Here is a 24,509-nt window from a genome sequence, read left to right as displayed (position 1 = left end):
GACCTCCTCAGTCCGTCTCATTGGAGCGGACTCGCGGGTCGACTCAACCGCGGTGTCATCGTCGGCCGCACCGGCGCCCCGTTCCTCGCACGTCGTCCTCGGCACGGTGGTCCGCGACACGATCCGACGAGCCAAGGGCAAGCGCGGCCGTCCGATCCTGGCGTTCGCGCTCGAGCTCGACGTGCCCGGGCTCTTCCGTCGTCAGCGCCTCCAGGTCACGGTGCGCGGCGAGGAGGCGAGGCGGCTCGGGCGGGTGATCGTCGGCGGGATGCGCCTGCGGCTCACCGGGAAGGTGCGCACGGTGACGTACCTCCGGGTCGAGAGGGTCTCGCCCGAGGTCGAGCGGTGGAAGGCGAAGGCGCTACCCCTTGAAAAGTCGGGAGAGCACTTGTCGCCAGCCTTGGGCGTTCTGATCGACCGTGTGCCAACGCCAGTCTCGGAAGAGCCATCGGGTGTTCAAGCGCATGCCGCCAATGTACAGGGGTGGCGCAAGTGACCGCGACGGCGCCCCGAGTGCAGCCCGCACACCGGACCGAGATCCTCCGGCTGCCGGCGCTGCGCGAGTACCAGCTCCCGGTGCTCACGTCTCCGGCGCGGGACGACCTCACGATCTCGGCGCCCCAGCTCGGGAAGACGACGGTCGGTGAGGCGTGGCTCTTGGCCGTCGCGTGGCGCGGAGGCCCGGGCGAGATCCCGTGGTCTTGGTTCGCGCCGACGCACGGGCAGTGCGAGCACGGCTTCAAGGGGCTCGCGGCGATGGCGCGGAGCGCGGGGATCTTGCGCGGGGAGCCGACGACGACGCCTCCCTTTCGGCTCACACTCAAGAACGGCGCGCAGATTCAGGCGCGCTCGTGGGACAGGCCGGAACTCCTGTACGGACCGCCGACGCGTGGCGGCGTGGTCGACGAGTTCGGCCAGTTGACGCCGGACGCCTACGCGGTGATCTCCTCGAGACGCGCCGAGACCATCAGCCGCGGTGAGGGGCGGCTCGTCTACCTCGGGAACGTCGGCGACGTCGGCGGGACGGCGGAGTCGCTCTATCGCGCGGCGGAGTCGGGAGCGGCCGGCTTCGCGTGCCGCCGGTGGACCTGGCGGGATCGCGCGTCGGCGCATGCGTGTCGGTGCGGGGCGAAACGCTCCGCGATCCCTGTCGCGCTCGAAACGGTCGACGGGCATCGGCCCGACTGCGGTCGCGGTCAGTACGTTCGGTTCATCGCGCGGGAGCGGAGCAGGCTGTCGGCGTCGGAGTTCCGTCGCCTGTACGAAGCCGAGTGGCTCGACGGCACGTCTCTGCCTGCGTACGAGGCGTTTGATCGCTCGACGCACGTTGTGGAGCGTGTCGCGCTGCAAGCCGGCCTTCCGCTGATCTTGTCCTGCGACTTCAACGTCGACCCGATGGCGTGGGTCGTGATGCAGCATCACCAGCACGAGGCTTGGATCATCGACGAGCTTGTCATCGCTGGCGGCGCGACGACCGAGCGCGCGTGCAAAGAGTTTATTCGTCGGTACCCCGACAAGACGCTCGAAGTCGTGGTCTACGGAGACAGCTCGGGCCGAGCGCGGAAGACGTCGGCGACGGCGACGGACTACGAAATTATCCGCAGTGAGCTCGGCAAGTACTACCACCGGCTCTCGGTGCGGGAGAGCGACTCGAATCCTCCGGTGTCCGAGCGCGTGGCCAAGGTAAACGCCTTTTTGCGCTCCGCCGACGGTGCCGTGAAGCTCCACATCCACCCGCGGTGCAAGTTTCTCGTTCGGGATTTTTCTCGCGTCTCGTGGCGGCCCGGCACGCGCGAGATCGACAAGAGAGACAAGTCGCTGACGCACTTCTCTGACGCGGCGGGTTACGCGTTATGGCGGCTCGGGCAGTCGTCAACCGGCGGCATCCGCGGCGGCCAGTGGCGCCCGTCGATTTGGACACGTCACCCGAACCCGGCTTTTGAAGCGTTTTGATCGCGGCCCGCGCGCCGCATGGAGAGACACGATGAAGATCCGCACACTCAAGCAGCTCAACACGGACACCCTCGCGGGCTGGCCGTCGAATCAGCTCATCCCGCCCGGTGTCGTCGGCTTCGTCCCGCACGCCGACGGCATGCGCATGTGCGCCACCGGCGAGGCCGAAGAGGTCGACGACGCGCCGCTGCACAACTCGCAGGGCCGCACGCCCTACGGGAACGCGTTCACGTCGAGCGACAAGCCCAAGGGACCGACGACGCTCGAGGACGCGCGCAAGGCCGCGTCGGCCGCCGGGGAGAGCAAGAACCGGATGGGCGACAAGGTCCAGGCGCATGACGACAAGATCGCCGAGCTCTCGGAGCGGATCCAGGACTCGGCGACGAGCGACAAGGACCGCGACGACGCGATCATGGAACGGATCACCATGACCGGCCGGCGAGACGCCTTCAGGGCCGAGCACGTCCGTCTCACCGCCGAGCACGATGCCTCGGTCGCCGAGCTGAAGAAGCACCAGCGGAAGGCGGACCTCGACGAGGCGATGAAGCTGCACAACGAGACCCCGGCCGACTGCGAGGCGCTGCGCACGAAGATGCTCGACGTCCTCCGGAGAGAGATTCTGCCCGACGCGTCCAGGATCGCGGCAAAGGGGCGTAGGCGCGACGAGCTCCGGCTCGCCGCCGGCGAGATGGCGATCGGCATGTACACGAGCGCGGCCGAGATCGTCGCCGGTCTCTCGCGGGAGTTCTCGATTCCCGGCCTCGCCGCGGCCCAGCTCCACGACGTGATCGCGAAGGCGAAGTGAGGCCGTGATCAACCTACCGGCGGATCTCTGCCAGGAGCTCGACGAACTCCGGCGCCGCGTCTATCACCTCGGCAGTGTGCCGGAGGCCGTCGCCGCGATCAATAACGGTGCGTGGCCGGCGATCAAGGCCGCGCTACGCGCCGGAAGCAAGCTCACGCTCGAGGACAGAGATGGCTGCGATGCCGTCACGCTGAGCGCGGAGGATCTTGAATCGAACAACGGGCGCACGAGCGCCAGGAGCACGCACATGACGAGCAATCACAGCACCATGACTCCGACGCGGGCGAAGAAGATCGTCCTCGAGCAGATCGGGGACTACAAGCGGGCCCACAACTGCGACTACGAGACCGCGGTGGAAGCGATCAAGGCGAACATGCCAGCGATCTACAAGCTCGCATTGGAGAGTTACGCCAACTTCTCGGCGACCGGCGACCAGGCCGCCGTCGACAAATTCCTCCCTGCGACATTCGTCGGGCCGCTCGTGGCGCGTCACGAACTCGCGCAGCTCGTGGAGGAATTGCTCGACCGCGGCATCGCGAGCAATCCCCCCGACGCGCTCAAGCAGATCGCGACGAAGAACCCCGATCTCGTCGAGCGCGCGCGCGGTCAGGTCGTCCCGACACCTTCGGCTCCGGATGGCAACCGCAAGCTGTCGTCGCAGGAGAGGGCCGGAATGCATGGGCCGAACGAGGAGCGGCTGCTCCTCGAGGCCAAGCGGATCGAAGCGGAGCGGAACATTGGCTTCGGCGACGCGCTCGACGTCGTCAAGCAAGAGAACCCGGCGCTCTACGCGGCGGGGATGCGGGACCGCGGCGAAGCCCGCACCGAGCCGGAGCGGCCGGTGGTCCAACTCAGCGCCGCCGAGAAGCGGAGCGCGACGGACGAGATGAGGGAGTTCATCCAGCGGGCGTTCGCGAATGGACGGGTCCCCGCGAACGACTTCATTGCCGGTGTCGCACTCGCCGCGAGGGAGCAGCCCGAGCTCCATGCCCGTTTCCAGGCTGCCTATCGCCACTGAGGTGAGATCGCGATGAACGGACCGCCGTCGCTGGGGTTCACCCGGCGACGGTGTTTTCAATTGAGGTGACGATGCGTCGTCGTGACCGCGACCGCGAAGTGCTACGCGACACAGAAGACCCGCACCGCGACCGCCCGCGCTCGGCGACGAGGCACGCGATGAACCGGCTGGCCGAACGACTGAACGCCGCGCACGAAGGGCTCGCGGAACTGAGGCACCTACTCGGCGTTGCGGAGCGGCTGGAGCCGGTTCGGCGCAAGTCAGAGGAGGAGGACTGATGGCACTCACCGTCATCGACCGTAACGGAGTCACGCACACCCAGATTCCGTTCACCACGAAGCCGGCGACCGTCGTCGTAGGAGGGGTCGTCACGCCAGTGCAGCCGTCGACCCCTCCGGTCAATCCGTATGCCAACCCACAAGCCGCGGGAAGCCCGGAGGCGTGGGCAAACGCGGTGGGATGGAGCAATCCGATTCACAACGTCCTGTGGGATTTTGGTTGGCAGTTCTCGCCACCGATCACGACGAGCGACCTGTACACCGCGGGACAGATCACGGACTTCGACCACTACAGCTACACCGCGCGGGGCGGGTTCGCGGAGGTCCAAGCGACGACGAGCGGAACAGTCCCCTCGACGAGCGACGTCCCGGCGACGCTGCAAGGGATGACCTACGTCACGAACCAACTGATCATCGTCACGGTCTACGAGCGGAATTGGCTTTGCTACAGCGGCTTCTACGCGCCGGGAGTGTTCATCAACGTTTGACGGACTCGGGGGCCGGTGTCCCCGAGGCGGCGGCCCTATCGCGGGAAGCGGAATCTCCCCCGAACCCGCGATTTCCACCCTTCCTCGGGATTCTTGACATGGGTAGTACCTTGGTACTACAGTTAGAAGTGACGGAGGACGAGATGCGTCGAGCGAGGACCGTAGAATCCGCCGCACCGGCAAGGAAGCCGGCGAAGGGGGATGCCGTGGTCCGAGCAAAGGACGCGACGCTACAGGTCCGCATCAGCAGCACGCTCATGGAGAAGATCGACGCGGCGGCCGACAAGGTCAGCCTGTCGAGATCGAATTGGGTCAACGCCGCGTTGGCGCTGGCCGCAGACGAGGGCGCGTACCGGACGTGGAAAGTCCACGCGCCTGAAAAGGGAGAGAACCGTGAGAGCAGGAAAAGGAAGCCCGCGAAGTAACGTCCTACCCTTCGTGCTTCCCGCCACGCTGGCGGGAAGTAGAAATCTCCCACCCGCGAACGGCGGCGCGGTGGTCAAGTTCCCGGCGCGCGCCGCAGAGGTTGAGATTGGCGACGCGCTCTATGTACTGGCGCGTCGAATGGAACGCAGCGACTTCGCGTACCAGATCGAGCGTGCCCAGCGAGTCGGAACCCCCGAAGCCGTCATCGAACAGGTCCGCAGGGCGAAAGGCTCGGTCGGATCGAAGGCATTCATGTTGGCTAGGTACAACGATGCCGTCGCGGCGAGGGGGTGAGCCATGGCGAAGCACAAGATCACGACCGACGAGGCATACGAACGCGCGGAGGGCGAGCTTAACCGGCTCGTCGAAGCGATGGCGGGGCGCTACGTCTCCGGTACTTACGACCGCCTACTCGAAGCCGCTGCGCGCCTGAAGCATCGCCTCCCCGCCGGTTACCGCCCGACGGAAGTAGACATCCCGGCGACCACCACCACCGAGAAGGGCGCATCGGTTCTCCGCCTTGAAATGGACTTCGCGCCGTACGGTTCCCCGCTCTATCGCGCGTTGATGAAGGCGTACCCCACCGAAGCGGACGATCGGCTGCTCTCCCCGTACCGCGGCACTCCCGCGGTTCCGTTTCCGTTCTCCGATCACCCCGATGCGGTCGATGCGCGGTTGGTCGGGGCGTACCGCGCGCTGCGTGATAGGCAGCCGGAAACGAGGGCGTGACCATGCCGAAGACGATCGAAAGCAAGGCGAGCGCCCACGTCACGCCGGCCGCTCGCGTAGCGGCCGCGATCGAGCCTCCTCCCGGCTTCATGGAGGCTGCGCCGGGCTACTTCCTGACCGCCGTCGCCGACGAGCTGTACAAGCGAGCCGGTAAGGGCGACCCGAGGATGGAGCTTCGCGATCTCGCGATCGTCGCCGCGCGCACCGCGCCGGCGCTCCTGAGTATCGCGAGTTCGCTCGAGGCCGACGCCGACGCTATGGGCGGTCGCGACGACGGACCGATGAGCGACGGGATGAGGCGGGCGATCCGTAATACGACCTACGGGAGCGTTCACACCCTCGAAGCCTTGGCGTCGGAACTTAAGCGCGCCGCGCGCGATGAGGAGGAGGCGTAACCATGGCGGCCTGTAGCGCCCCCGGCGTCTGGTCCAACCTCTGGCCGCAGCTCCTGGTCATGCTCGCCGGTGGCGGCTTCTTCTCGATCGGGTGGGGCCTCGTCACCGCGCGACGCGACGTCCTCCTCCGGTCGTTTGATCGCGTCTCGGTCTTGCTCGACGACGCAACAGCGGCGTTCACTGCGTTGGTCAAGTCGATCGAATCTTGCCAGGAGAACAGGGACAACCTCTCGGAGGATGAAGACGAGCGGCGAGACGGCCTGACGAAAATCTACGACAGACTCGGCGAGCATGCGCTCGCGACTCTTGACGTGCTTCTTCGTACAGGGGCGTTTCAGGACGCCGCCCGACTCTTCAACACGCCTCGTGTGCGAGGCGCCGCGGCCGCCTACGTCGCCGCCATGCGGGAGGCACAGGCCGTCCTGGTCAATATCGATTTCATGAATCCTGACCACGACGTCACGAGCGTCCACGGAAGGGAACTCGTCGCGCAGTGCTTCGCAACTGCGGATGCGCTCCGCGATGCGATGTTCGAGGAGGTTCGTTTTCTCCGAATCGTGCGGTTCATCGCGACGCACAGGCTAAGGAGTTTCTGACCATGGCAATCAAAGCACGCACTCTCAAACGGACCGGGATCACGGTCTATGACATCGACTTCCGAGACCAGGACGGCGACCGCGTCCGCGAGGCCGCCGGCACGACGATGACTCAGGCGAAGAGCCTCCTCACGAAGCGGAAGGGACAGGTTCTCGACGGCACGTATCGCAACCCGAAGAAGGAGGCGCGCAAGGCCGAGGAGGCGAAGGGCCCGACATTCGCCGAGTTCGCGGATCGGTTCATCCGTGAGTACGCGTCCGCTCGGCGCTCCGACTACTACGAACAGCGGCTACGGCCGGCGATCGAGCCGGCACCCGGCGTGAAAGAGAAGCGCGCCGGCCCGCTTCGCCGCGAGTTGGGCGCCCGGTACATGCGTGAGTTCCGGCCGGCCGACTTCGACGCCTTCCGCCTCGAGCGGTCGAATGCGAGCTACCAGGGGCGCCAGCTCTCGGCGTCCACGGTCCGGAAAGACCTCACGCTCCTCTCGACCATGTTCAAGCTCGCGAAGCGGTGGGGGGTGATCGACACGAACCCGGCGGCCGACGTCGAGAAGCCGAAGGAACCGGAGCCGCAGGGCCGGCCGCTCTCGACCGAGGAATGGGGGAAGGTCGCGGCGCAGCTCACCCCGACGCTCCGCGCGCTCTCGCTGTTCGCCTTGGCGGCCGGCGCGCGGCTCCAGGAGGCGGTCCGCCTCCGGTGGTCCGACGTCGACACCCGCGGCGGGTTCATCTACTTCTCGGCCGAGAGCAAGATGGCCCGATCGAAGCGCGTCAAGCTCGGCGAGGCGGCGAAGGCGGTCCTCGCGGACATGGAGCGCGTTCGGAAGGAGGTCGCACGGGCGACGTCGTCGGTCCCCGAGTTCGTGTTCGTCTACCCGAACGGCGGGACGCTTCACTCGAAGCGCGAGCGCAACCGGGTCTCGCAGAGGTGGAGAGACGCGGCCGAGACCGCCGGCATGCCGTGGGCGAGCTTCAAGAGCCTCCGCACGACCGCGGCGAGCTGGGCGGAAGAGGAGGGCATCCCGGTCGGCGAGACGAAGGCGCTCCTCGGCCACGCCGACGTCCGCACGACCCAACGCTTCTACGTGCGGTCGGACGCAGACCGCACGGCGAACGTCGTCTCGGCTCTCGATCGCCGTCTCGTTTCTGGCGTGGACACTCAGGTGGACACTCGTCCCGAAACGCCTTCCTCGGAGGCCACCGCGCGCGCTTGACGAACCGAGCTAACTCCCGCTACTCTTGGACTTGCTCACCTAGTGCGGGAATAGCTCAGTTGGTAGAGCATCAGCTTCCCAAGCTGAGGGTCGCGGGTTCGAACCCCGTTTCCCGCTCCAAATTCCAGCAGGCTTGGCTGAGCTCCCGCGTGTCCGCTAGGTGATCCACGAGCTCACCGGCGTCCTCCGCCAGACCCCACCCACCTTCTCGAGATGAACGGTCTCGCCGCGCCAGCTCTCGTTCCAGATCGCCAGAGCCTTGCTTCCGGCATGGTCCATGAAGATGCGGATCGTCGCCGGGTAGTGGACGCCGAAGCGCTCGCGGGCGCGATCGGCCTCGGAGTCGCTGAGAACGACGATCCGGTGGTCGGCGGTCATCCCGGCGAACGCCGCCCGGTCACCGCGAATGAAGGTCGTCGCCTCGGAGGTCAGAGCGACGGCATCCTTGAGCATCTTCTCCATCACCGCTTCGACGTTCTTCGTGTCGTCGGCGTCGGTCTTCTGGCCTCCGGGATCGCCGGTGAGGATCGGGCGCGCCTGGTAGCCGCCGCCCTGGAGCAGCGCGGCGAGCGCTCCGGTGAGGGCGCTCGCCTTGCTCGAGGCCGCGACGTGGGGCAGCGGATCCTCCCCGTCCCGCAGCCCGTCCCCGTCGGTGTCGGCGGAGTCCGGGTCGGTCATGAGCCGCTCCTCCGCGAGATCCGTGAGCCCGTCGCCGTCGCGATCGCGCTCGAGGTCGGCCCACGCGGCCTCGAGATAGATCCCCGATTCCGTCCTCGTGAACGATCGGCCGATTGGAGGGAAGGTGATCTTCGTCGTATCGAGCTCGCGGAGGTCGACCTCGATCCGCAGGCGGTCGCCGTCGATCATCGCCAGCTTCGAGAACGACCGGATGACGTAAGGCTGCATCGGCCGTAGCCCCGTGTAGAGCGCCCGCGACCACGTCTTCCCGCGATCGTGCGAGCGCGCGACCCAGTAGCCGCCCCCCGAGACCTCGCCCGCGGGGTCGTAGTCCTGCGCCAGACCGATCGCGACCACGTCGTTTCCCGCCGCATCGACGCGCACGGGCCAGAGTCCGGGAAGCTTCCAGGCCTTCAGCTTCTCCTCGAGCGGCCTGCGCTCCGCGTCGGGCGGATCCCACGGCGCGACGCCGGCCGGAAGCGGATGCTCCGCAAAGACCTTCAGCGGCTCCGCAGCGAGCCTGGACGCGATCCCCGCCGACGCCGCATCCGCGCGCTCACGCGCCTCGCTCGCCGCCGCAGGGTCGACCGAGACGGATCGGCAGGCCGCGACGGCGGCCGCGATCCGCGCCGGCACGGGCGCGGGATCGTTCCGCCAGGCGTTCCGGCGGCGCCAGAGCTCCGCCGCGATATCCGGGTAGTCGGTCTCGCTCGCGAGCCGCGCCCACAGCGCGGTCAGAGGCCGGGGCATGCGCTCGAACGATTCGCCGGACACCAGCGCCTTTTCGAGCGTGTCGAACGCATCGGCCGGCCCGCCGCCGGCGATGCGCTCGAACGCGGCGCGGACGATCGCGAGGCGCTCCCGCTCCTCGTCGCGCTCCTTGTCCTTCAGCGGCGGCGGGTCTCCGCTCGCGAGACGGATCGCGCGTTCCCGCTCCCCCGCGAGAAACGCCGCGGAGGCCAACGACGAGCGGAGCCGTACGGAGCGGAACGAATAGTCGAGGTCGTCGAGCCGGGTGTTGGAGTTTCCCTCGACATCCTCTCCCAGCGCGGCGCTGCGCCCCGCGATCGGCATGGCCTCGAAGCGATCGAGCGCCTCGCGGTCGAGCCCCGCTTCGAGGAGCGCTGCGAGGAGAGTGTTCCGCGCCGCGCCGAGGAACGGGGCATCGCGAACGTTTCTCGCCTCCGCGCTCGCGAGCGCCTCGCGTGCCCACGCGGCGGCAGCGCACGGGTCTTCTCGATCGAGCCCCGCAGCGCCGAGGAGCAACCCCGGGGCGTCGGGCCGGCTCGCGAGTCCGATTGCGAGGGCCTCGCGGTCGATCTCCTCCCTGCCCAGACCCATCGCCGCGACGTACGCCGCGAGCGGAGCCGGGTCGGCGCTCCGCCGCAGCTCGTCGACCATGCGATGCAGCTCCGCAGGATCATCTTCGATCTCGAACACGATCCATCCGGCCTGATCGAGGACGATGCGCGCCGCCGGTTCGCGACGGTAGGCGCGCCAGAGCGCTGACGCAGCGCGCTCGGCGAGCGCGGGGTCGCGATCGTCGTCGAAGCGTCCGGGCATGCTCTCCGTGATGACGCTCGCCTCGACGAGGTCCGCGGCCGCCTCGGGCCCGACGTGGTGCGCGCTCGCGACGAGCGCCGCCGCCTCGTCCAGGGACTTTCGCGCGTGCGCCGCCGTCCAGAGGAGATCGCTGAGCTTGTCGTCGAGCACGCGAGCGTAGGTCGACTTGGGCTTGGCGCCACGTCCGAAGCTCTCCCAGGCCGCCTGGAGGGGATCGGTCGCGGTTGCCGCTTGAGCGAGGTTGGAAATGACGAGGAGCGCGGGAACGATCATGGTGCGCATGACGTCCTCCGATTCGGTAGGTCGTACCCCGACGATAGTCAGGAAGGGATGACCGCGGGGGAAACGCATGGCGATCGTGCCGCATCCGGCCCGCAAGCCGCGACGCGAGTTAACCCCGAGCGCGCCGCCGCCGTCTCACCGGCAGAGGCCGCTTCCGGCCTCGCGCGGAGGACGGCATGGATTGGCAACTGTTCCAGATCCTGGTGGCGGCGTTGACGGTCGCGGCCGGCGCGCTCGCGATCGCGCTCGCGATCCGGTGGCACCACGTGCGGGCCGATCTCAAGCTCCGTGAGTTCGAGATCCGCCACCGCGTCTTCGAGAAGTTCGCCGATTCGCAGGCGTTCCTCGACTTCGCGCGGTCCGAGGAGGGACGGCGCCTCCTGTCGGCCACGGCAGAGCCGGCGCGGAACCCGTGGCGCGCCGGTCTCGGCCTCCTGAGCGTCGGGTTGCTCGTCCTGGCGCTCGGCATCGGCGCGAAGATCTCGTCCGCGAACTTGCCCGAGGGCAAGGAGCTGTGGGAGAGATTGGCCAAACAGAACATGGCGACGTGGGGCACACTCTCGTTGTGCGCGGGAATCGCCCTGACGGCTTCGGGAGTGCTGGCGCGTTGGCTCGACCGGCGCTGACGTCATTGGCAACGATCGTGGGTACGCGGGCGGGGCCCGTGGCGGTGACGCCGGCCCACTTCGACGCCTGGTACACCGAGCTGCGCGTCCCGCTGCGCGGGTACCTGCGGCGCATCACGGGGAGCGCCGCTGCCGCCGACGATCTGTTCCAGGAAACGTGGGTTCGCCTCCTGACCCATCCGCCGCGGACCGCCGACCTGCCGTCGGTCCGCGCCTACGTCTTCACGATCGCGTCGCGACTGGCCACCGACGCCTGGCGTCGCGATTCCTGGCTCCAACGCTGGCTCAAGCCGCGCCGCCCGCAGCCCGACGGGACAGGCGACGAGATTGACGATCTTCCGTCGGACACGGAGCTCGCGCCCGACGCGCAGGCCGCGATGCGGGAGCAAGTCGTCCACGCGCTCGCGTGCCTTTCCCCTCGCGAGCGAGCGCTCGTATGGCTCGCCCACGTGGAGCACTACGACCACGACGAGATCGCCGCGATTCTGGACCTCCGGCCGCGGAGCATTCGCGTCCTGCTTCACCGTGCGCGGAAGCGCGCCGCCGCGGCGCTCCGCGAGACGAAGACCCCTCGAGGTGCGCCGTGAGCCACCGAAGCCCCTGCCCGCACCTGCCCGAAACGCTCACCGCATTCCGGCGCGGGGACCCCGCGGCGGCGGTGCACGTCCGAAGGTGCGGCGACTGCTCCGATGCGCTCGCGCTGGAGCGCGGGCTGACCGTTCTCGCAGCGGCCGAGGGCCGGCGAGCGTCCATCTCCGCCGAGGCGATGCGCCTCGAGGCCGCTCTGATCATCGAGGAGCGTCGTCTCGCGCGGTGCGCGATGACGCGTGTGGCCCTCCATGCGCTCGCGTTCGCAGTGTGCGCGCTTCTCGTCGCCGCGGTCGCGATGCTCGGTCTGGCGCACGAGGCTCTTGCGGGCGCGATGCTCGCAGGTGCGGGATTGGCCGCGACGCTCTCGCTCTGGAACCTCCTCCGGGCCGTCGGAGACGCCGCGGTCGCTTCCTAGCGTGCACTCCGAAACGAGAGGGCGTGATCCCCACGAGCACGACGACTTGCGAGACGCGGCCCGGCAGGCCGGCGCCGAGGCGTACGTGGTGAATACGGACCTTCTGGTGTTGCGGGAGCTTCTCAGGGAGCGGTGATCCGAGGGCCGAACTGCCCGTACACTCTCTGACGGAGGGGGCATCGGCCGGGGCAACGACCGCCGGTTCATGCATCGAACATGTCGACACGTCCTCGGCGGATCCGCCGGATCCTCGCCTCGCCGTGGTTCCTCGCGGGTGTGCTCGTCCTCGCCGCGACGTTCCGCGTGTGGCATGTCCTGGCCCTCCGGCAGCTTCCGCTCTTCGATCGCCTCATCGTCGATTCGGAGGCCTACGACCTTTGGGCACAGCGGATCGCGGCGGGGGATTGGCTCTCCGGTGCGCGTCCCTTCTATCAGGACCCGCTCTACCCGTACGTGCTCGCGGCTCTCTACAAATTGTTCGGACGCGATCTTCTGCTCGTGCGCCTCGTCCAGGTGGCGTGCGGCGTCGCGACGTGCGGGCTCGTCGCAGCGCTCGGCCGGCAGCTCGCGGGCCCCGCAGCGGGGAACCTCGGCGCGTTGTTGATGGCGCTCAATCGCGCGGCGGTGTTTCAAGAGGGCGAGTTCGAGAAGACGGCGCTGTCGGTCTTCCTGGCGACACTCTCGCTCGTCTGCTTTCTTCGCCGAGGAACCTGGTGGATGTTGGGCGCCGGCGTCGCGCTCGGCCTCGCGGCGCTCACGCGCGCGAATCTCCTGCTGATGGTGCCGGCGGCTCTCGTCTACTTCGGGTGGCGCAAGGAGTGGCGTCCCGCCGTCGCGCTCGTGCTCGGCACGCTCGTCGTCATCATGCCGGTCACGCTGCGCAACGGTCTCGTCGCGCACGAGTGGGTGCTCACGGCGTCGGGGATGGGACAGAATTTCTATACCGGGAACAACCCGGCGAATCACGACGGCCGGTTCCGCGCGGTGCCGTTCGTGCGGCCGGAGACGGCCCACGAGGAGGGGGATTTCCTGGCGGAGGCCGAGCGGCGCGTGGGGCATCCGCTCACGGCGAAGGAGGCGTCGTCGTACTGGTTCCGCGAATCGCTCCACACGATGGAGGCGGAGCCGGCGTTCGCGGCGCGCGCGATGGCGTCGAAGGCGGCGCTGTTCTGGAGTGACGTGGAGGTCGCGGACGCGTGGGACCTGCCGTTCATCGAGCGGTTCTCGCCGCCGCTGCGGCCGCTCCTTCCTTTCTCATTGTTCCTGGGGTTGGCGGTTCTGGGTCTGATTCCCGCATTGCGCACGGAGGGCGGGCGGGTCATGGCGGCGTGGATCGTCATCTACAGCGCGTCGGTGATCGCCTTCTTCATCTTTTCCCGGTACAGGCTCCACGTGGTCCCGCTCCTCGCGGCGTTCGCCGGCGCCGGGATCGTATGGAGCGCGGAGCGGTTGCGTCAGGGAGAAGGCCGCCGCCTGCTCGTTCCCGGTCTCGCCGCCGTCGCGCTCGCCGCGACCTCGGCGCTCGCCTTCCCGTCCTACCGCATCGAGGACACGACGAGCGCGGCGTCGCTGGCCGAGCTGTACCAGGAGCGCGGCGACTTCGTCTCGGCGCGGCGCGTCGTCGACGACGCGCTTCGCCGTGAGCCCGGGGATGCACGCCTCCTCTGCGAGGACGGGAAGCTGCGACTGCGGCTCCGCGACGCGGCGGGAGCGGTGACGAGCATCGGCCGGTGCGTGCAGGCGAACCCGTATACCCCGGATGGGTGGTATCTCCTCGGTCTCGCCCAGGAAGCCAATGGGGACAGCACCGGAGCGCAGCAGTCTTATCGCACGCAGCTCCGGTACGTGCCGGGGCACGAGGGAGCGCGGGCCCGTCTCCGTTGACCATCGGAAACCGTCGGAGGCGCCCGCCGGCGCCGCGGGAGCGCGCGCCGATGCTATGGTCGCACCGGTTCCCGCCTCCCGTTTCGTAACGGGACCATCCGAGCCCCCGAGCTTTCCGCCGCCTCGGCCTTGTCGGGGAGTGGCACCCGGATTAGCGATGGTTCCCGATGATCGCTGGTGGTAATTTTCCGTGGTTCCGACCTGAGATGGGCGCGATGCGTCCCGACGCGGGGTGGTTGTGACGACGATCCTCCTGGGGAAGGAGTGTTCCTCCTTCCTCGAGCTCGACGATTCCGTGCTGCAGCGCGCGGAGGTGCGTTTCGTCTGGGCCGAGACGACCGACACGTTCGTGCCGCTCGCTCGCGAGCATCGCCCCGACCTCGTCGTTCTCGATCCTCACGTCCCCGGGCTCGACGCCTTCGCCGCCGCGGCGCAGATCCTCGAAGCGCTCGGCGACTCGGTGACCGTCTTGGCGCTCGGCAACTCCGCCGACGCGGCGCGCGCGGAAGCGGCCGGCATCGCCGGGCTCGTCACGCGACCCCTCACGCAGGCGCGGCTCGTCGAGGCGATCAAGAAGTACCACCCCGTGGCGTTCCGCAGGGACGAGCGCGCCGAGGTCGCGCTCAAGGTGACGATCGTGCGCGGCGGCGTCGAGGGGCTCGCCTACACGCGCGACATGGGGATCGACGGCTGCTTTCTCCTCACGCACGAGCCGGCCGCGGCCGGCGAGAGCATCGCGCTCGCGTTCCAACTCCCGATCCCCGGCGCGCGCGAGGTGCGCGCCGAGGCCGAGGTCGTGCGCGTCGAGTCCGCGGGGATCGCGCTCCGCTTCACGACGATCGCGGCGGCGGACCGGGTCGAGCTGGGCCGCTACCTGAGGGCGCAGCGCCGGGGTGTGGCGTGAGCGGGCGCATCCTCGTCGTCGACGATCAGGACGACATCCGGGAGACGGCGCGCGCGGTGCTCGCGAGCGCCGGATACGAGGTGGTCGCGGCGCCCTCCGGCCGCGAGGCGCTCCGGCTCGCCCGCTCCGAGCCGTTCGACCTCATGCTCCTTGACATCAACATGCCCGATCTCGACGGCTGGGCGACGCTCCGGCTCGTCCGCGCCGACGAAGCGCTCGAGTCGCTTCGCGTGGCGATGTTCTCCGTCAAGGGCGAGGTTCGCGACAAGGTCGCGAGCCTCCAGGACGGCGCCGTCGACTACATCACGAAGCCGTTCGGCATCGACGAGCTGGTCGCGCGCGTCGCGCGCATTCTCTCCGCGGTCCCCTCCGCCTCCCCTTGGTAAGAGCCATGGACCGATCGACCCAGGCCCTCGAGCATTTCAGGAACGGATACCTCAAGCTCCGGAGCGCGCTCCACGATCGCGCGACCCGGATCCCCGCCTACCCGGTCCTCTTCGACGAGCTGCGCACGCTCCTCGATCAGCGCCGGAAGCTCGGCGTCCTCCACGTCGAGGCCGCGAACATCGACCTCGTCGAGTCGCTCTACGGCTGGCAGGTCTTCGACCGCACGATGGCGCGCCTCGCGGCGGTCATGAAGGCGATGCCCGGCGCCGAGCTGCCGGAGGGAACCCTCCTCGCCGTCGGCGGGGTGCCGGCCGATCGCTTCGTCGTCTTCGTCCCCCGGACCGCCGGTGGTGGCGAGCCCTCGGCGTCCGATCTCGCCGCGATGGCCGCGGCCGTCAAGGTGCGTCTCGACACGGCGCTCGATACCGACCCGTTCGCGACGATGGCGCCCCGCCTCCTCGTCCGCGTCGGGCATTCGTTCCTGTCGGAGGATCCGTTCTACCGTTTCGAGCGGCGCGTCCACGCGGCGGTCGAGGAGGCGCGGACCCTCTCCGAGAGGCGCGAGCGCGACCGCGACCGCGTCTGGGGCGCCGAGCTCCGCGAGCTGATCCGCGACGCGCGGATCCGCACGGTCTGGCAGCCGGTCATCGAGATCGCCTCCGGCGACGTCTTCGGGTTCGAGGCGCTCGCGCGTGGACCCAAGGACAGCCTCTTCGAGATGCCCCGCGCGATGTTCGCGCTCTCGGGGCGCGTCGGCGCCTCGGGCGATCTCGACCGCCTCTGCCGCGCCGCCGCCATCCGCGAGAGTGCGGAGGTCGCAGGCGCGCGCAAGCTCTTCGTCAACGTTCTCCCTTCGACCCTCGCCGACCCCGAGTGGCGGGACGGTGCCGTGCCCTCGCTCCTCGCGGCCTCGGGCCGCAGACCCGAGGACGTCGTCGTCGAGGTCTCGGAGCGTGCGGTCGGCGCCGACGCGGAGACGCTTGCCGTGGCCTGCTCGTCGCTACGGCAGGACGGCTTCGCGATCGCGATCGACGACGTCGGCACCGGCCGTGACGGCGGCGAAGCGCTCGACCGCCTCCGTCCCGAGTACGTCAAGGTCGATGCGTCGGTCGTGAGGGGGATCGACCGGAACCTCGTCAAGCAGGAGATCTTCGCGACGATCGCGCGTCAGGGCGGTGCCGTCGGCGCGCGCGTCGTCGCCGTCGGGATCGAGTCGGCGCCGGAGCTCGAGACCGTGCGGGCCCTCGGCTCGACGTACGGCCAGGGGTATCACTTCGCGGGGCCGGCCCCGCGCGAGCGCTGGGTGTCATGACCTTGCCGTCCGCTCTCGTCGGCCTGCTCGCCGTCATCGTCGCCGTCGCGGCGGCGGGGGCGATGGCGCTGCTCTTCGCCGCGCGGCGCGGCAGCCGGCGCGAGACGCAGGAGATCGTCCGGGTGCTCGAGGAGATGCGCGGAGGACGTCCGCGCGGGCGTCTCGAGATCGAGCCGCGCTCGCCTTACGCGCCGATCGCCGACGCGGCGAACCGGCTCGGCCAGGACCTGTCCGTTCGCTGGGCGCGCACCGAGGCGGCGGGCGAGGCATACCACGCGCTTCAGGACGCCGCGACCGGCTACGGCGTCGTCGCCACCGACGCCGACGGCGATCTCCGAATCGTCTCGCCGGGCGCGGTGTCGCTGTTCGGCTGGGAAGAGGAGGCGCTCGTCGGCCGGAACGTCGCGATGTTGTTCGACGAGGCATCGTGGAAGGACGTCCTTCCGAAGCTCGCGCGCAGGAGCCTGAGGGAGCGCGGCATCGAGTCGCGCGGCGTCATGGTGCGGAAGGACGGGACGCGATTCTCCGCGCGCCTGACCATCCGCCTCCTCCGCGGCCCGTCCGACGATCACCCCGGTTTTCTCGTCGTCGTGCAGGACGTGTCCGACCAGGACCGCGAGACGACCGGCAAGCATCGCGACGAGGAGCGGGCGCAGGACATCCTGGAGAAGCTGCCGGGGGGCGTCGGCGTCGTCCAGGGCGGACGCATCGTCTCCGGCAACGGCGCGCTCCGCGCCCTCCTCGAGATCGAGTCCGGCGAGCTGCCGGGCTTCGCGCTCCGCGATCGCGTGGCGACCGGCGACGTGCTCGTCGTGCAAGACGCGCTCTCTGCGATCGAGCGCGGCGACGGGCCGCCGCGGTTCGAGGGAACGCTCAGGCTTCGCGACGCGGCGGGTCGCGAGGGTCCGAAGGTGAGCTGGCTCGCAATCGCCCACCGCCACGAGGGGCGCGCCGGAGCGCTCGTCGTCTTCCGGGACGAGACGGCGCTGGGACGGGCGCAGGGCGCGGTCGCGGCGCAGGAGGCGCGGCTCGCCACGATCCTCGACACGATCGACGAGGCGGTCGTCCTCGTCGAGGACGGTCCCGGAGGGCCGCGCGTACGCTTCGCCAACCCCGCCTTCGCGCATCTCTTCGGACTGGCGGCGTCGTCGGCCGCCGGGGCGACCGAGGGGGACCTGCTCCGCACGCTCCGTGACCGGGGCGAGCTCGGCGCCGCGGCCGCGGCGTGCCTCGCCGCCGCCGAAGCGACGACGGTCGAGGACGTCGTCACCGCGGGAACGCGCACGGTGGCGCTCGCCGCGCGCCCGCTCGGAGGTCCCGACGGTCCGGTCACCGGCCGTCTCCTCCTCGCGCGCGACGTCACCGCGCAATCCGCGCGCGACGCCGAGCGCGCGCGGGACACCGCGTCGCTCCGGCGAAGGCTCGAGGCGGCGGAGACGGCGCAGGCGAAGCTGCGCGCGCTCCACGACGATCTCGCGTCGCGCCGGGCCGAGGCCGAGCGGCTGAACCAGGAGTTGCAGAGGCTCGACACGATGAAGTCCGACCTGCTCGCGAACGTCAGCCACGAGCTGCAGACGCCGCTCGTATCGATCCGCGGCTACACCGAGATGATCCTCAAGGGGCGGCTCGGGCCGATCAACGACGAGCAGAAGCAGGGGCTCTCGCTCTCGCTGCGCAACATCGACCGTCTCATCGCGATGATCGACAACCTCCTCGCCTTCGCCCGGATGGACCGCGACGGCGGCGCCATCGACCTGCGCGTCTTTCCGCCGGCGGCGGTCGCCGACGAGGCGCTCGCGCTCCTGCGCGAGAAGATCGAGGCGAAGGAGCTGCGCGTCACGCGCACGGCGGCCGATCCCGCGCTCCTCGTGCGCGCCGACCGGGACAAGATCCTCCAGGTCTTCGTGAACCTCCTCTCGAACGCCGTGAAGTTCAACCGCGACCGCGGCTCGATCGCGATCGAGTTCGCGCGCGGCAAGCCCGGCTTCGCGCTCGTCCACGTCAAGGACACCGGAAGTGGGATCGCGCGCGAGGATCTCGAGAAGATCTTCGATCGCTTCTATCAGGCGGGAAGCCGCGCGGGCGAAGGCGGAAAGGAAGGGACCGGCATCGGGCTCGCGATCGTGCGGAACATCCTGCGGCTGCACGGGTGCGTCATCCACGCGACGAGCACTCCGGGCGAGGGCACGATCTTCTCGTTCACCCTCCCGATCGCGGCGGAGCGCGAGGCCGAGCCGCCGCGGCCGGTCGCCGTCCCCGATCCCGAGCCTCCGGTCGCGGAGGATCCCCCCGCGCACGAGGCGCCGGAGCGTCCGCGCCTTCGCATCATCCGCCGCTAGGCTCTTCGTCGCGCCCGAGCCGCCTCGATGAGGAGCACGGCGCCGGCCGCTCCCACCGACAGGCTCTCGACCGCTCCGCTCATCGGTATCGCGACCGTGGCGTCGAGAGCGCCCCTCAGCGCCTCGGGAAGACCGGAGCCTTCGGCCCCGAGGAAGAGGGCCACCGGCTTCGTCCACGGGGCTTCGTCGTAAGGCGTCCCGGAGGGCGAGGCGCCGAGGAGGAGAAGGCCGCGGGCGCGCGCCGCTTCGATCACCGCGGGGAGCTGCGCCGCGACGGACGGAAGGCGGAAAATCGACCCCATCGTCGCGCGCACCGTGCGCGGGTGCGTGAGATCGGCGCTTCCCGGCGTCGCGACGAGGCCGGTCCCGCCGGCCGCCTCGGTCGAGCGGACGAGCGAGCCGAGGTTCCCGGGGTCCTGGACCCCGCAGGCCACGACGACGAGCGGCAGCCCGCTCATGACGTCGTCCAGCGACCGAGCCGCGTGGCGCACGAGGGCCAAAACCGGCTGCGGCGCCCTCGCATCCTGCAGCGCGTCCAGGACCTCGTCGCTCGCCTCCTCGATCGTCACCCCGCGCCGTCTCAGGGCGTCGAGCAGATCCCGCCCCTCGGGGAGATCGCGAAGCCGCGGCACGACGACGGCGGTCTCGATCGTGGCGTGCGACGCGAGCGCCTCCTGCACGAGATGGACCCCCTCGGCGACGAGGAGCCCGGCGTCGCGACGCGCCGCCGCATCGCGACGCAGGTCGCGGAGCTGCCGGACGAGCGGGTGGCGGCGGGTGAGCACGACGATGAAGATGCCATAATGAGGATCGTCGTTGGAGCCGAACGGATGGTCGCTGCGGCGCCTCGAGCGCCGGGGAGGAAAGTCCGAACTCCGAAGGGCAGCGTGCTGGGTAACCCCCAGGCCCGGTGACGGGACGGAAAGTGCAACAGAGAGCAGACCGCCGGCGGTACTCCCGGTCGCGCCACCGCGTCCCGGGCCTCACGGTACCGGCGGCAAGGGTGAAACGGTGCGGTAAGAGCGCACCAGCGCCGGCGGCAACGCCGGCGGCTCGGCAAACCCCACGCGGAGCAAGACCAAATAGGGGAGCGTTCGAGGCCGGCCCGGCCGAAGCTCCCGGGTAGGTTGCTGGAGGGCGGGGGAGACCCCGTTCCTAGAGGAATGACCGTCGCCCCGAAAGGGGACAGAATTCGGCTTATGGACGACTCCGACGACGCTCGCTACCGCCGGGTCCGGGTGGCCGGAACCGGCGGCGGCGGATTTCACGCATGAGCGCGCTCCTCGCGCGCGGCGACCGCGTGGGCGTCGTCGCTCCGGGGTTCGCCGTACTTCCCGAGGCGCTCGACGCCGGTCTCGAAGCGCTCGCGAAGCGCGGGATCCGTGCCGCCGAGGGCGAGCATCTTCGCGCGGTCGACGGCTACTTCGCGGGGGACGACGCCGCGCGTCAGGCCGATCTCGAGACCGCGATCGAGGATCGAGCGCTCGACGCGATCTGGTTCGCGCGGGGCGGCTACGGCACCGCGCGCCTGCTCGACCGCATCGACCTGGCGCGGCTCGTCCGGGAGCCGAAGCTGCTCCTCGGCTACAGCGACGTCACGGCGCTCGCGGGCGCCCTCCTCGCGCGGACGAAGGCGCTCTGCCTCCACGCGCCGTTCGTCGCGGAGCTCGGACGGAAGGAGGCGTTCCACGCGCCGTCGCTCGCCGCGATGCTCGCCGGCCGCGCCGTGAAACGCCCCCTTGCCGCGCGCGATGTGCTCTCCGGCGGGAAGGCGCGCGGCCGGCTCATGGGCGGGAACCTCACGGTGCTCACGCACCTCCTGGGCACGCGCCACATGCCCGATCTCCGCGGCTCGGTCCTCTTCTTCGAGGAGGCGGGCGAGCAGGCGTACCGGATCGACCGTCTGCTCAACCACATGAAGATGGCGGGGGCGCTCCGCGGCCTGGCGGCGGTGCTCGTCGGCCAGCTGCTCGTCCCGCGCACGACGCGTACCTTCCCGGGCGATCGCGACGTCCGGGAGGTCCTTCGCGACCACCTGCTGCCGCTCGGAGTTCCCGTCGTGACCGGGATCCCCGTCGGCCACGGCGACGGCAAGTGGACGATCCCGATCGGCGGCGGCGCCGTGGTAGACACGGCGCGTCGCGTCGTGACGTTCACGCCGAAGCCAGCCCGGTGACGAGGGCGGCGCGGCGGATCCGCCTCGACCTCGCCTACGACGGGACCGGTTACGCCGGCTGGCAGGTCCAGCCGAACCGGCCGACGATCCAGGGGACGGTCGAGGAGGCGCTCGCGCGCCTGCACGGCGGAACGCGCGTCAACGTGCGCGGGGCCGGCCGCACCGATGCGGGCGTGCACGCACGCGGCCAGGTCGCCGACGCCACGGTCGCGCTCGCCGAGGATGACACAGCGATCGCGCATGCGCTCCGGCGGATCCTCCCCGACGCGATACGGGTGCAGGACGTCGCGACGGTGCCGGACGGATTTCACTCCAGGCACGACGCGATCGCGAAGACGTACGCGTACTACGTCGACCGCTCGCCGGCGGGCGATCCGTTCCTCGCGCGCTACGCGCTCCACGCGACGCGCCGCCTCGATCTCGATGCCATCGACGCGGCGCTCACGCTCCTGCCGGGGCGCCGCGACTTCACCGGCTTCGCGGCGGCGTCCTGCGTCGTCGCCGATCGCGTGCGGACGATGACCGTCGCACGGCGGGTCGCGATCCGTCCGTCGCTCGACGCGCTCGCGTTCACGGCCGACGGTTTCCTCACGCACATGGTGCGCAACATCGTGGGCACGCTCCTCGAGATCGGCGCCGGACGCTTCGACCCGCAGCGCATCGCCGAGGTGCTCGCGTCCGGCGAGAGGCGGCTCGCGGGACCGACCGCGGCGGCGCGCGCGCTCACGCTCGAGCGGGTCGATTACGGTGTTACCATGCGCGCCCGATGAGCCAGGTTCTCGTCACGGGTGGCGCGGGCTACGTCGGCAGCCACGTCGCGCGGTACCTCCAAGAGGAAGCGCGCCGCGACGTCATCATCCTCGACGACCTGTCGTTCGGCCATCGCGCCGCGGCGGGCCGCGCGACGTTCATCGAGGGCGATTTCGGCGACGCGTCGGTGCTCGACGGGATCTTCGCGGGCCGGAGCGTCGACGCGGTCGTCCACATGGCCGGAAGCTGCCTCGTCGGCGCGTCGATGACCGATCCGGCGGCGTACTACGCGAACAACGTGGTCAAGACCCTCGTCCTCTTGGACGCGATGCGCAAGCACGACGTCAAGACGTTCGTCTTCTCCTCGTCGGCCGCCGTCTACGGCGAGCCGCGGGACGTGCCGATCCGCGAGGAGCATCCCTGCCTGCCGACGAACCCGTACGGCGAGACCAAGCTCGCGATCGAGCGGGTGCTCCAGTGGTACCAGCGCGCCTACGGCTTGCGCCATGCGGCGCTGCGCTACTTCAACGCCGCCGGCGCGCACGAGAGCGGCGAGATCGGCGAGGACCATGGGGATCGGGAGTCGCATCTGATCCCGCGCCTCCTCGGGTCGATCGTCGACGGCGGGGCGCCGACGCCGATCCTCGGCGAGGATTACCCCACCTCGGACGGCACGTGCGTCCGGGACTACGTGCACGTCATGGACCTCGCCGAGGCCCACGCGCTCGCCCTGGGGGCGATCGAGCGCGGCACGCTCGAATCCGGCGCGTTCAACCTCGGGAACGGCGAGGGGTTCTCGGTGCGCGAGGTCGTCGCCGCCGTCACACGTGTGGCGGGCGCCGCGCCGCCGACCGAGCGCGCGCCGAGGCGCGCCGGCGACCCGGCGATCCTCGTCGCGTCGGCCGAGAGGGCGATCCGGCGCCTCGGCTGGCGGGCCAAACGGCCGAGCCTGGACGCGATCGTCAAGACCGCATGGACCTGGCATCGGGCGCACCCGCAAGGCTACGGCGACAAGCTTTAGGCACGGGTTGCCGCTCTCGCGGAGAAGGCATTAAGATTCGCCCGCGCTTCACTTTTCACGGCGAGGGAATGGCGAACCTAACGCGACTGGCACCCCCGGGGAGCGAAGGGGAGAGGCTGCTCCGGCAGCTCGATCTCGCGCGTCTGCCTCGCCATGTCGCCCTCATCATGGACGGCAACGGGCGCTGGGCGCGGAAGAGGCATCTTCCGCGGATCGCCGGCCATCGCGCGGGCATCGCCTCGGTCCGGGACATCGTCGAGGCGTGCGGCTGCCTCGACCTCCAGGTGCTCACCGTCTACGCGTTCTCGAAGGAGAACTGGAAGCGGCCCAAGGCCGAGGTCGACTTCCTGATGGACCTTCTCCGCGAGTACCTGCGCAAGGAGCTCGACGACCTGCACCGGAACGGCGTCCGCGTCCAGGTCGTCGGCCGGATGCATGAGCTGCCGCCGGCGGTCCAGGACGAGCTGCATCGCGCCGTCGAGGCGACCCGCGCGAACGAAGGGCTCGTGCTCAACCTCGCCCTCTCGTACGGCGGCCGCGCGGAGATCGTCGACGCCTGCCGCGCGCTGATCCGCCTCGGCGTCCGTCCCGAGGAGGTCGACGAGGCCTCGTTCGCGAAGAGCCTCTACACGGCGGGGCAGCCGGAGCCCGACCTCGTCGTGCGGACCGGGGGCGAGATGCGCGTCTCCAACTTCCTGCTCTGGCAGATCGCCTACGCCGAGCTCGTCGTGTCGGAGGTGCTCTGGCCCGACTTCCGGAGGAACCACCTCCTCGCCGCGCTCCTCGAGTACCAGACGCGCGAGCGGCGCTTCGGCGGGCTCTCGCCGCGCGAAGCGGCGGAAGGGTCGCCGGCGCTCGTGCAAGGATGACGCGCCTCCTCACCGCGTCCCTCCTGATCCCGGCCGCCTGGTACCTCTGCAAGAAGGCGCCGTTCCCGCTCTTCCTCGCGGCGCTCGCGGCCGTCGTCGGGCTCGCCGCGTGGGAGGCGCTCGGCCTCTTCGAGACACGCGGGGCGAAGCCGTTCCGCTGGGGTGGAACGATCGCGAGCCTCGCCTTCGTCTGGGCCTACGCCGGTCTCTCGCCGCGGCTCGACCCGATCGACGTGCTGGTCGCGCTCTTCCTCGTGATCCCCGTGGGCGCGATGGTCGCTCGCGCGGGCGCCGAGGCGATGCTCGACGCGATCACGGGAACGATCGTCCCCGTCGCTCTCGTCGGCGTCGGGCTCGCCCACTGCGCCGCGCTCCGGGCGGTCCCCGGCGAGAACGGCTCCGACCTCCTCATGCTCGCCATGGTCTGCGCGACCCTCTCGGACACCGGCGCCTACTACCTCGGGAGCGCGTTCGGGAAACACCCTCTCGCCCCGTCCATCTCGCCGAAGAAGACCTGGGAGGGCGTCCTCGGCGGCTGGGCGGCGAGTCTTTTCGGCGCGGGGCTGGCCCATTTCTGGTTCTTTCAGCGCCTTTCGATCGTTCACGCCGCCGTCCTCGGGACGCTCCTCTGCGCCGCGGGGATCGCGGGCGACCTCGCCGAGAGCCTCCTGAAGCGCGCCGCCGGCGCCAAGGACTCCTCGTCCCTCCTCCCCGGCCACGGGGGAGTGCTCGATCGCGTCGACAGCCTGATGGTCGCGGCCCCCGTCCTCTACTATTACTGGCGGGCATTTCTCGTGGGAGTGATCTGAG

The 24,509-nt window shown here is 70.0% G+C and carries 27 protein-coding genes, 1 tRNA gene and 1 other RNA gene; 27 read left to right on the top strand and 2 right to left on the bottom strand.

Annotated elements, in window-relative coordinates; translation table 11 throughout:
• Positions 1 to 52 precede the first annotated feature (52 nt).
• The 13 genes from VFV19_03005 (at position 53) to VFV19_02945 (ending at position 8,022) form a co-directional block, all read left to right on the top strand.
• A complete protein-coding gene (locus VFV19_03005) occupies positions 53 to 496 on the top strand; it encodes a hypothetical protein (GenBank protein HEX4823259.1) in 444 nt (147 codons plus the stop codon).
• On the top strand, positions 493 to 1,953 hold the full coding sequence (locus VFV19_03000; protein HEX4823258.1) for a hypothetical protein: 1,461 nt from the start codon (positions 493 to 495) through the stop codon (positions 1,951 to 1,953). The genes VFV19_03005 and VFV19_03000 overlap by 4 nt, the downstream gene beginning before the upstream one ends.
• Positions 1,954 to 1,984: 31 nt before the next feature.
• The gene (locus VFV19_02995; GenBank protein ID HEX4823257.1) at positions 1,985 to 2,758 is read left to right on the top strand and encodes a hypothetical protein; all 774 of its coding nucleotides are present in this window, start codon (positions 1,985 to 1,987) and stop codon (positions 2,756 to 2,758) included.
• Between the two features lie 4 nt (positions 2,759 to 2,762).
• Entirely contained in the window at positions 2,763 to 3,776 is a 1,014-nt protein-coding gene (locus VFV19_02990; GenBank protein HEX4823256.1) for a hypothetical protein, read from the top strand.
• A gap of 71 nt (positions 3,777 to 3,847) precedes the next feature.
• Positions 3,848 to 4,054, top strand: coding sequence for a hypothetical protein (locus VFV19_02985; GenBank protein ID HEX4823255.1), 207 nt, complete (start codon positions 3,848 to 3,850; stop codon positions 4,052 to 4,054).
• Positions 4,054 to 4,542, top strand: a complete 489-nt coding sequence (locus tag VFV19_02980) for a hypothetical protein (GenBank protein ID HEX4823254.1) — start codon at positions 4,054 to 4,056, stop codon at positions 4,540 to 4,542. Before VFV19_02985 ends, VFV19_02980 begins: the two co-directional genes overlap by 1 nt.
• A 143-nt stretch (positions 4,543 to 4,685) precedes the next feature.
• On the top strand, positions 4,686 to 4,967 hold the full coding sequence (locus VFV19_02975) for a hypothetical protein (GenBank protein HEX4823253.1): 282 nt from the start codon (positions 4,686 to 4,688) through the stop codon (positions 4,965 to 4,967).
• Between the two features lie 13 nt (positions 4,968 to 4,980).
• A complete protein-coding gene (locus VFV19_02970) occupies positions 4,981 to 5,262 on the top strand; it encodes a hypothetical protein (GenBank protein ID HEX4823252.1) in 282 nt (93 codons plus the stop codon).
• Positions 5,263 to 5,265: 3 nt separating this feature from the next.
• On the top strand, positions 5,266 to 5,697 hold the full coding sequence (locus VFV19_02965) for a hypothetical protein (protein HEX4823251.1): 432 nt from the start codon (positions 5,266 to 5,268) through the stop codon (positions 5,695 to 5,697).
• Between the two features lie 2 nt (positions 5,698 to 5,699).
• Positions 5,700 to 6,092: a hypothetical protein gene (locus VFV19_02960; GenBank protein HEX4823250.1), complete on the top strand. Its 393-nt coding sequence runs from the start codon at positions 5,700 to 5,702 to the stop codon at positions 6,090 to 6,092.
• A gap of 2 nt (positions 6,093 to 6,094) precedes the next feature.
• The gene (locus VFV19_02955) at positions 6,095 to 6,688 is read left to right on the top strand and encodes a hypothetical protein (protein HEX4823249.1); all 594 of its coding nucleotides are present in this window, start codon (positions 6,095 to 6,097) and stop codon (positions 6,686 to 6,688) included.
• A gap of 2 nt (positions 6,689 to 6,690) precedes the next feature.
• Positions 6,691 to 7,902, top strand: coding sequence for a site-specific integrase (locus VFV19_02950; GenBank protein ID HEX4823248.1), 1,212 nt, complete (start codon positions 6,691 to 6,693; stop codon positions 7,900 to 7,902).
• A 44-nt stretch (positions 7,903 to 7,946) separates the two neighbouring features.
• Positions 7,947 to 8,022 (top strand) — tRNA-Gly (locus tag VFV19_02945).
• Positions 8,023 to 8,058: 36 nt separating this feature from the next.
• Here the strand turns inward: VFV19_02945 and VFV19_02940 are convergent.
• On the bottom strand, positions 8,059 to 10,425 hold the full coding sequence (locus VFV19_02940) for a hypothetical protein (protein ID HEX4823247.1): 2,367 nt from the start codon (positions 10,423 to 10,425) through the stop codon (positions 8,059 to 8,061).
• Between the two features lie 176 nt (positions 10,426 to 10,601).
• Here VFV19_02940 and VFV19_02935 point away from each other — a divergent pair, with 176 nt between their 5' ends.
• The 8 genes from VFV19_02935 to VFV19_02900 all read left to right on the top strand — a co-directional run bounded on the left by VFV19_02935 (position 10,602) and on the right by VFV19_02900 (position 18,883).
• Entirely contained in the window at positions 10,602 to 11,051 is a 450-nt protein-coding gene (locus tag VFV19_02935; GenBank protein ID HEX4823246.1) for a hypothetical protein, read from the top strand.
• Between the two features lie 38 nt (positions 11,052 to 11,089).
• The gene (locus VFV19_02930; GenBank protein HEX4823245.1) at positions 11,090 to 11,638 is read left to right on the top strand and encodes an RNA polymerase sigma factor; all 549 of its coding nucleotides are present in this window, start codon (positions 11,090 to 11,092) and stop codon (positions 11,636 to 11,638) included.
• A complete protein-coding gene (locus tag VFV19_02925; GenBank protein ID HEX4823244.1) occupies positions 11,635 to 12,057 on the top strand; it encodes a hypothetical protein in 423 nt (140 codons plus the stop codon). Before VFV19_02930 ends, VFV19_02925 begins: the two co-directional genes overlap by 4 nt.
• A 216-nt stretch (positions 12,058 to 12,273) precedes the next feature.
• A complete protein-coding gene (locus VFV19_02920; GenBank protein HEX4823243.1) occupies positions 12,274 to 13,941 on the top strand; it encodes a glycosyltransferase family 39 protein in 1,668 nt (555 codons plus the stop codon).
• 238 nt (positions 13,942 to 14,179) lie between these two features.
• The gene (locus VFV19_02915; GenBank protein HEX4823242.1) at positions 14,180 to 14,845 is read left to right on the top strand and encodes a PilZ domain-containing protein; all 666 of its coding nucleotides are present in this window, start codon (positions 14,180 to 14,182) and stop codon (positions 14,843 to 14,845) included.
• Entirely contained in the window at positions 14,842 to 15,231 is a 390-nt protein-coding gene (locus VFV19_02910) for a response regulator (GenBank protein HEX4823241.1), read from the top strand. Before VFV19_02915 ends, VFV19_02910 begins: the two co-directional genes overlap by 4 nt.
• A gap of 5 nt (positions 15,232 to 15,236) precedes the next feature.
• The gene (locus VFV19_02905; GenBank protein HEX4823240.1) at positions 15,237 to 16,544 is read left to right on the top strand and encodes an EAL domain-containing protein; all 1,308 of its coding nucleotides are present in this window, start codon (positions 15,237 to 15,239) and stop codon (positions 16,542 to 16,544) included.
• Positions 16,541 to 18,883, top strand: a complete 2,343-nt coding sequence (locus tag VFV19_02900) for an ATP-binding protein (GenBank protein ID HEX4823239.1) — start codon at positions 16,541 to 16,543, stop codon at positions 18,881 to 18,883. The genes VFV19_02905 and VFV19_02900 overlap by 4 nt, the downstream gene beginning before the upstream one ends.
• Here the strand turns inward: VFV19_02900 and VFV19_02895 are convergent.
• Positions 18,880 to 19,668, bottom strand: coding sequence for an RNA methyltransferase (locus VFV19_02895; protein HEX4823238.1), 789 nt, complete (start codon positions 19,666 to 19,668; stop codon positions 18,880 to 18,882). The two genes, VFV19_02900 and VFV19_02895, sit on opposite strands and share 4 nt — an antisense overlap.
• A gap of 33 nt (positions 19,669 to 19,701) precedes the next feature.
• Here VFV19_02895 and rnpB point away from each other — a divergent pair.
• From rnpB to VFV19_02865, 6 genes are all read left to right on the top strand, one after another.
• An RNA gene (gene rnpB / locus VFV19_02890) (RNase P RNA component class A) lies at positions 19,702 to 20,098 on the top strand.
• A 55-nt stretch (positions 20,099 to 20,153) separates the two neighbouring features.
• Complete coding sequence (locus VFV19_02885) at positions 20,154 to 21,059, top strand: LD-carboxypeptidase (GenBank protein ID HEX4823237.1); 906 nt, start codon at positions 20,154 to 20,156, stop codon at positions 21,057 to 21,059.
• Positions 21,056 to 21,829 carry a tRNA pseudouridine(38-40) synthase TruA gene (gene truA / locus VFV19_02880; GenBank protein HEX4823236.1) on the top strand — a complete coding sequence of 258 codons (774 nt, stop codon included), beginning with the start codon at positions 21,056 to 21,058 and terminating at the stop codon, positions 21,827 to 21,829. Before VFV19_02885 ends, truA begins: the two co-directional genes overlap by 4 nt.
• Positions 21,826 to 22,830, top strand: a complete 1,005-nt coding sequence (gene galE / locus VFV19_02875) for a UDP-glucose 4-epimerase GalE (protein ID HEX4823235.1) — start codon at positions 21,826 to 21,828, stop codon at positions 22,828 to 22,830. The genes truA and galE overlap by 4 nt, the downstream gene beginning before the upstream one ends.
• Positions 22,831 to 22,898: 68 nt before the next feature.
• Complete coding sequence (locus tag VFV19_02870; protein HEX4823234.1) at positions 22,899 to 23,699, top strand: isoprenyl transferase; 801 nt, start codon at positions 22,899 to 22,901, stop codon at positions 23,697 to 23,699.
• Positions 23,696 to 24,508, top strand: a complete 813-nt coding sequence (locus tag VFV19_02865; GenBank protein ID HEX4823233.1) for a phosphatidate cytidylyltransferase — start codon at positions 23,696 to 23,698, stop codon at positions 24,506 to 24,508. The genes VFV19_02870 and VFV19_02865 overlap by 4 nt, the downstream gene beginning before the upstream one ends.
• Position 24,509 lies beyond the last annotated feature (1 nt).

The sequence above is a fragment of the Candidatus Polarisedimenticolaceae bacterium genome (assembly GCA_036275915.1).
Taxonomy (GTDB): Bacteria; Acidobacteriota; Polarisedimenticolia; order Polarisedimenticolales; family DASRJG01; genus DASRJG01.
The sequence above is the reverse complement of the archived record's forward strand: the minus strand, read 5'-3'. Positions and strand labels throughout refer to the sequence as shown.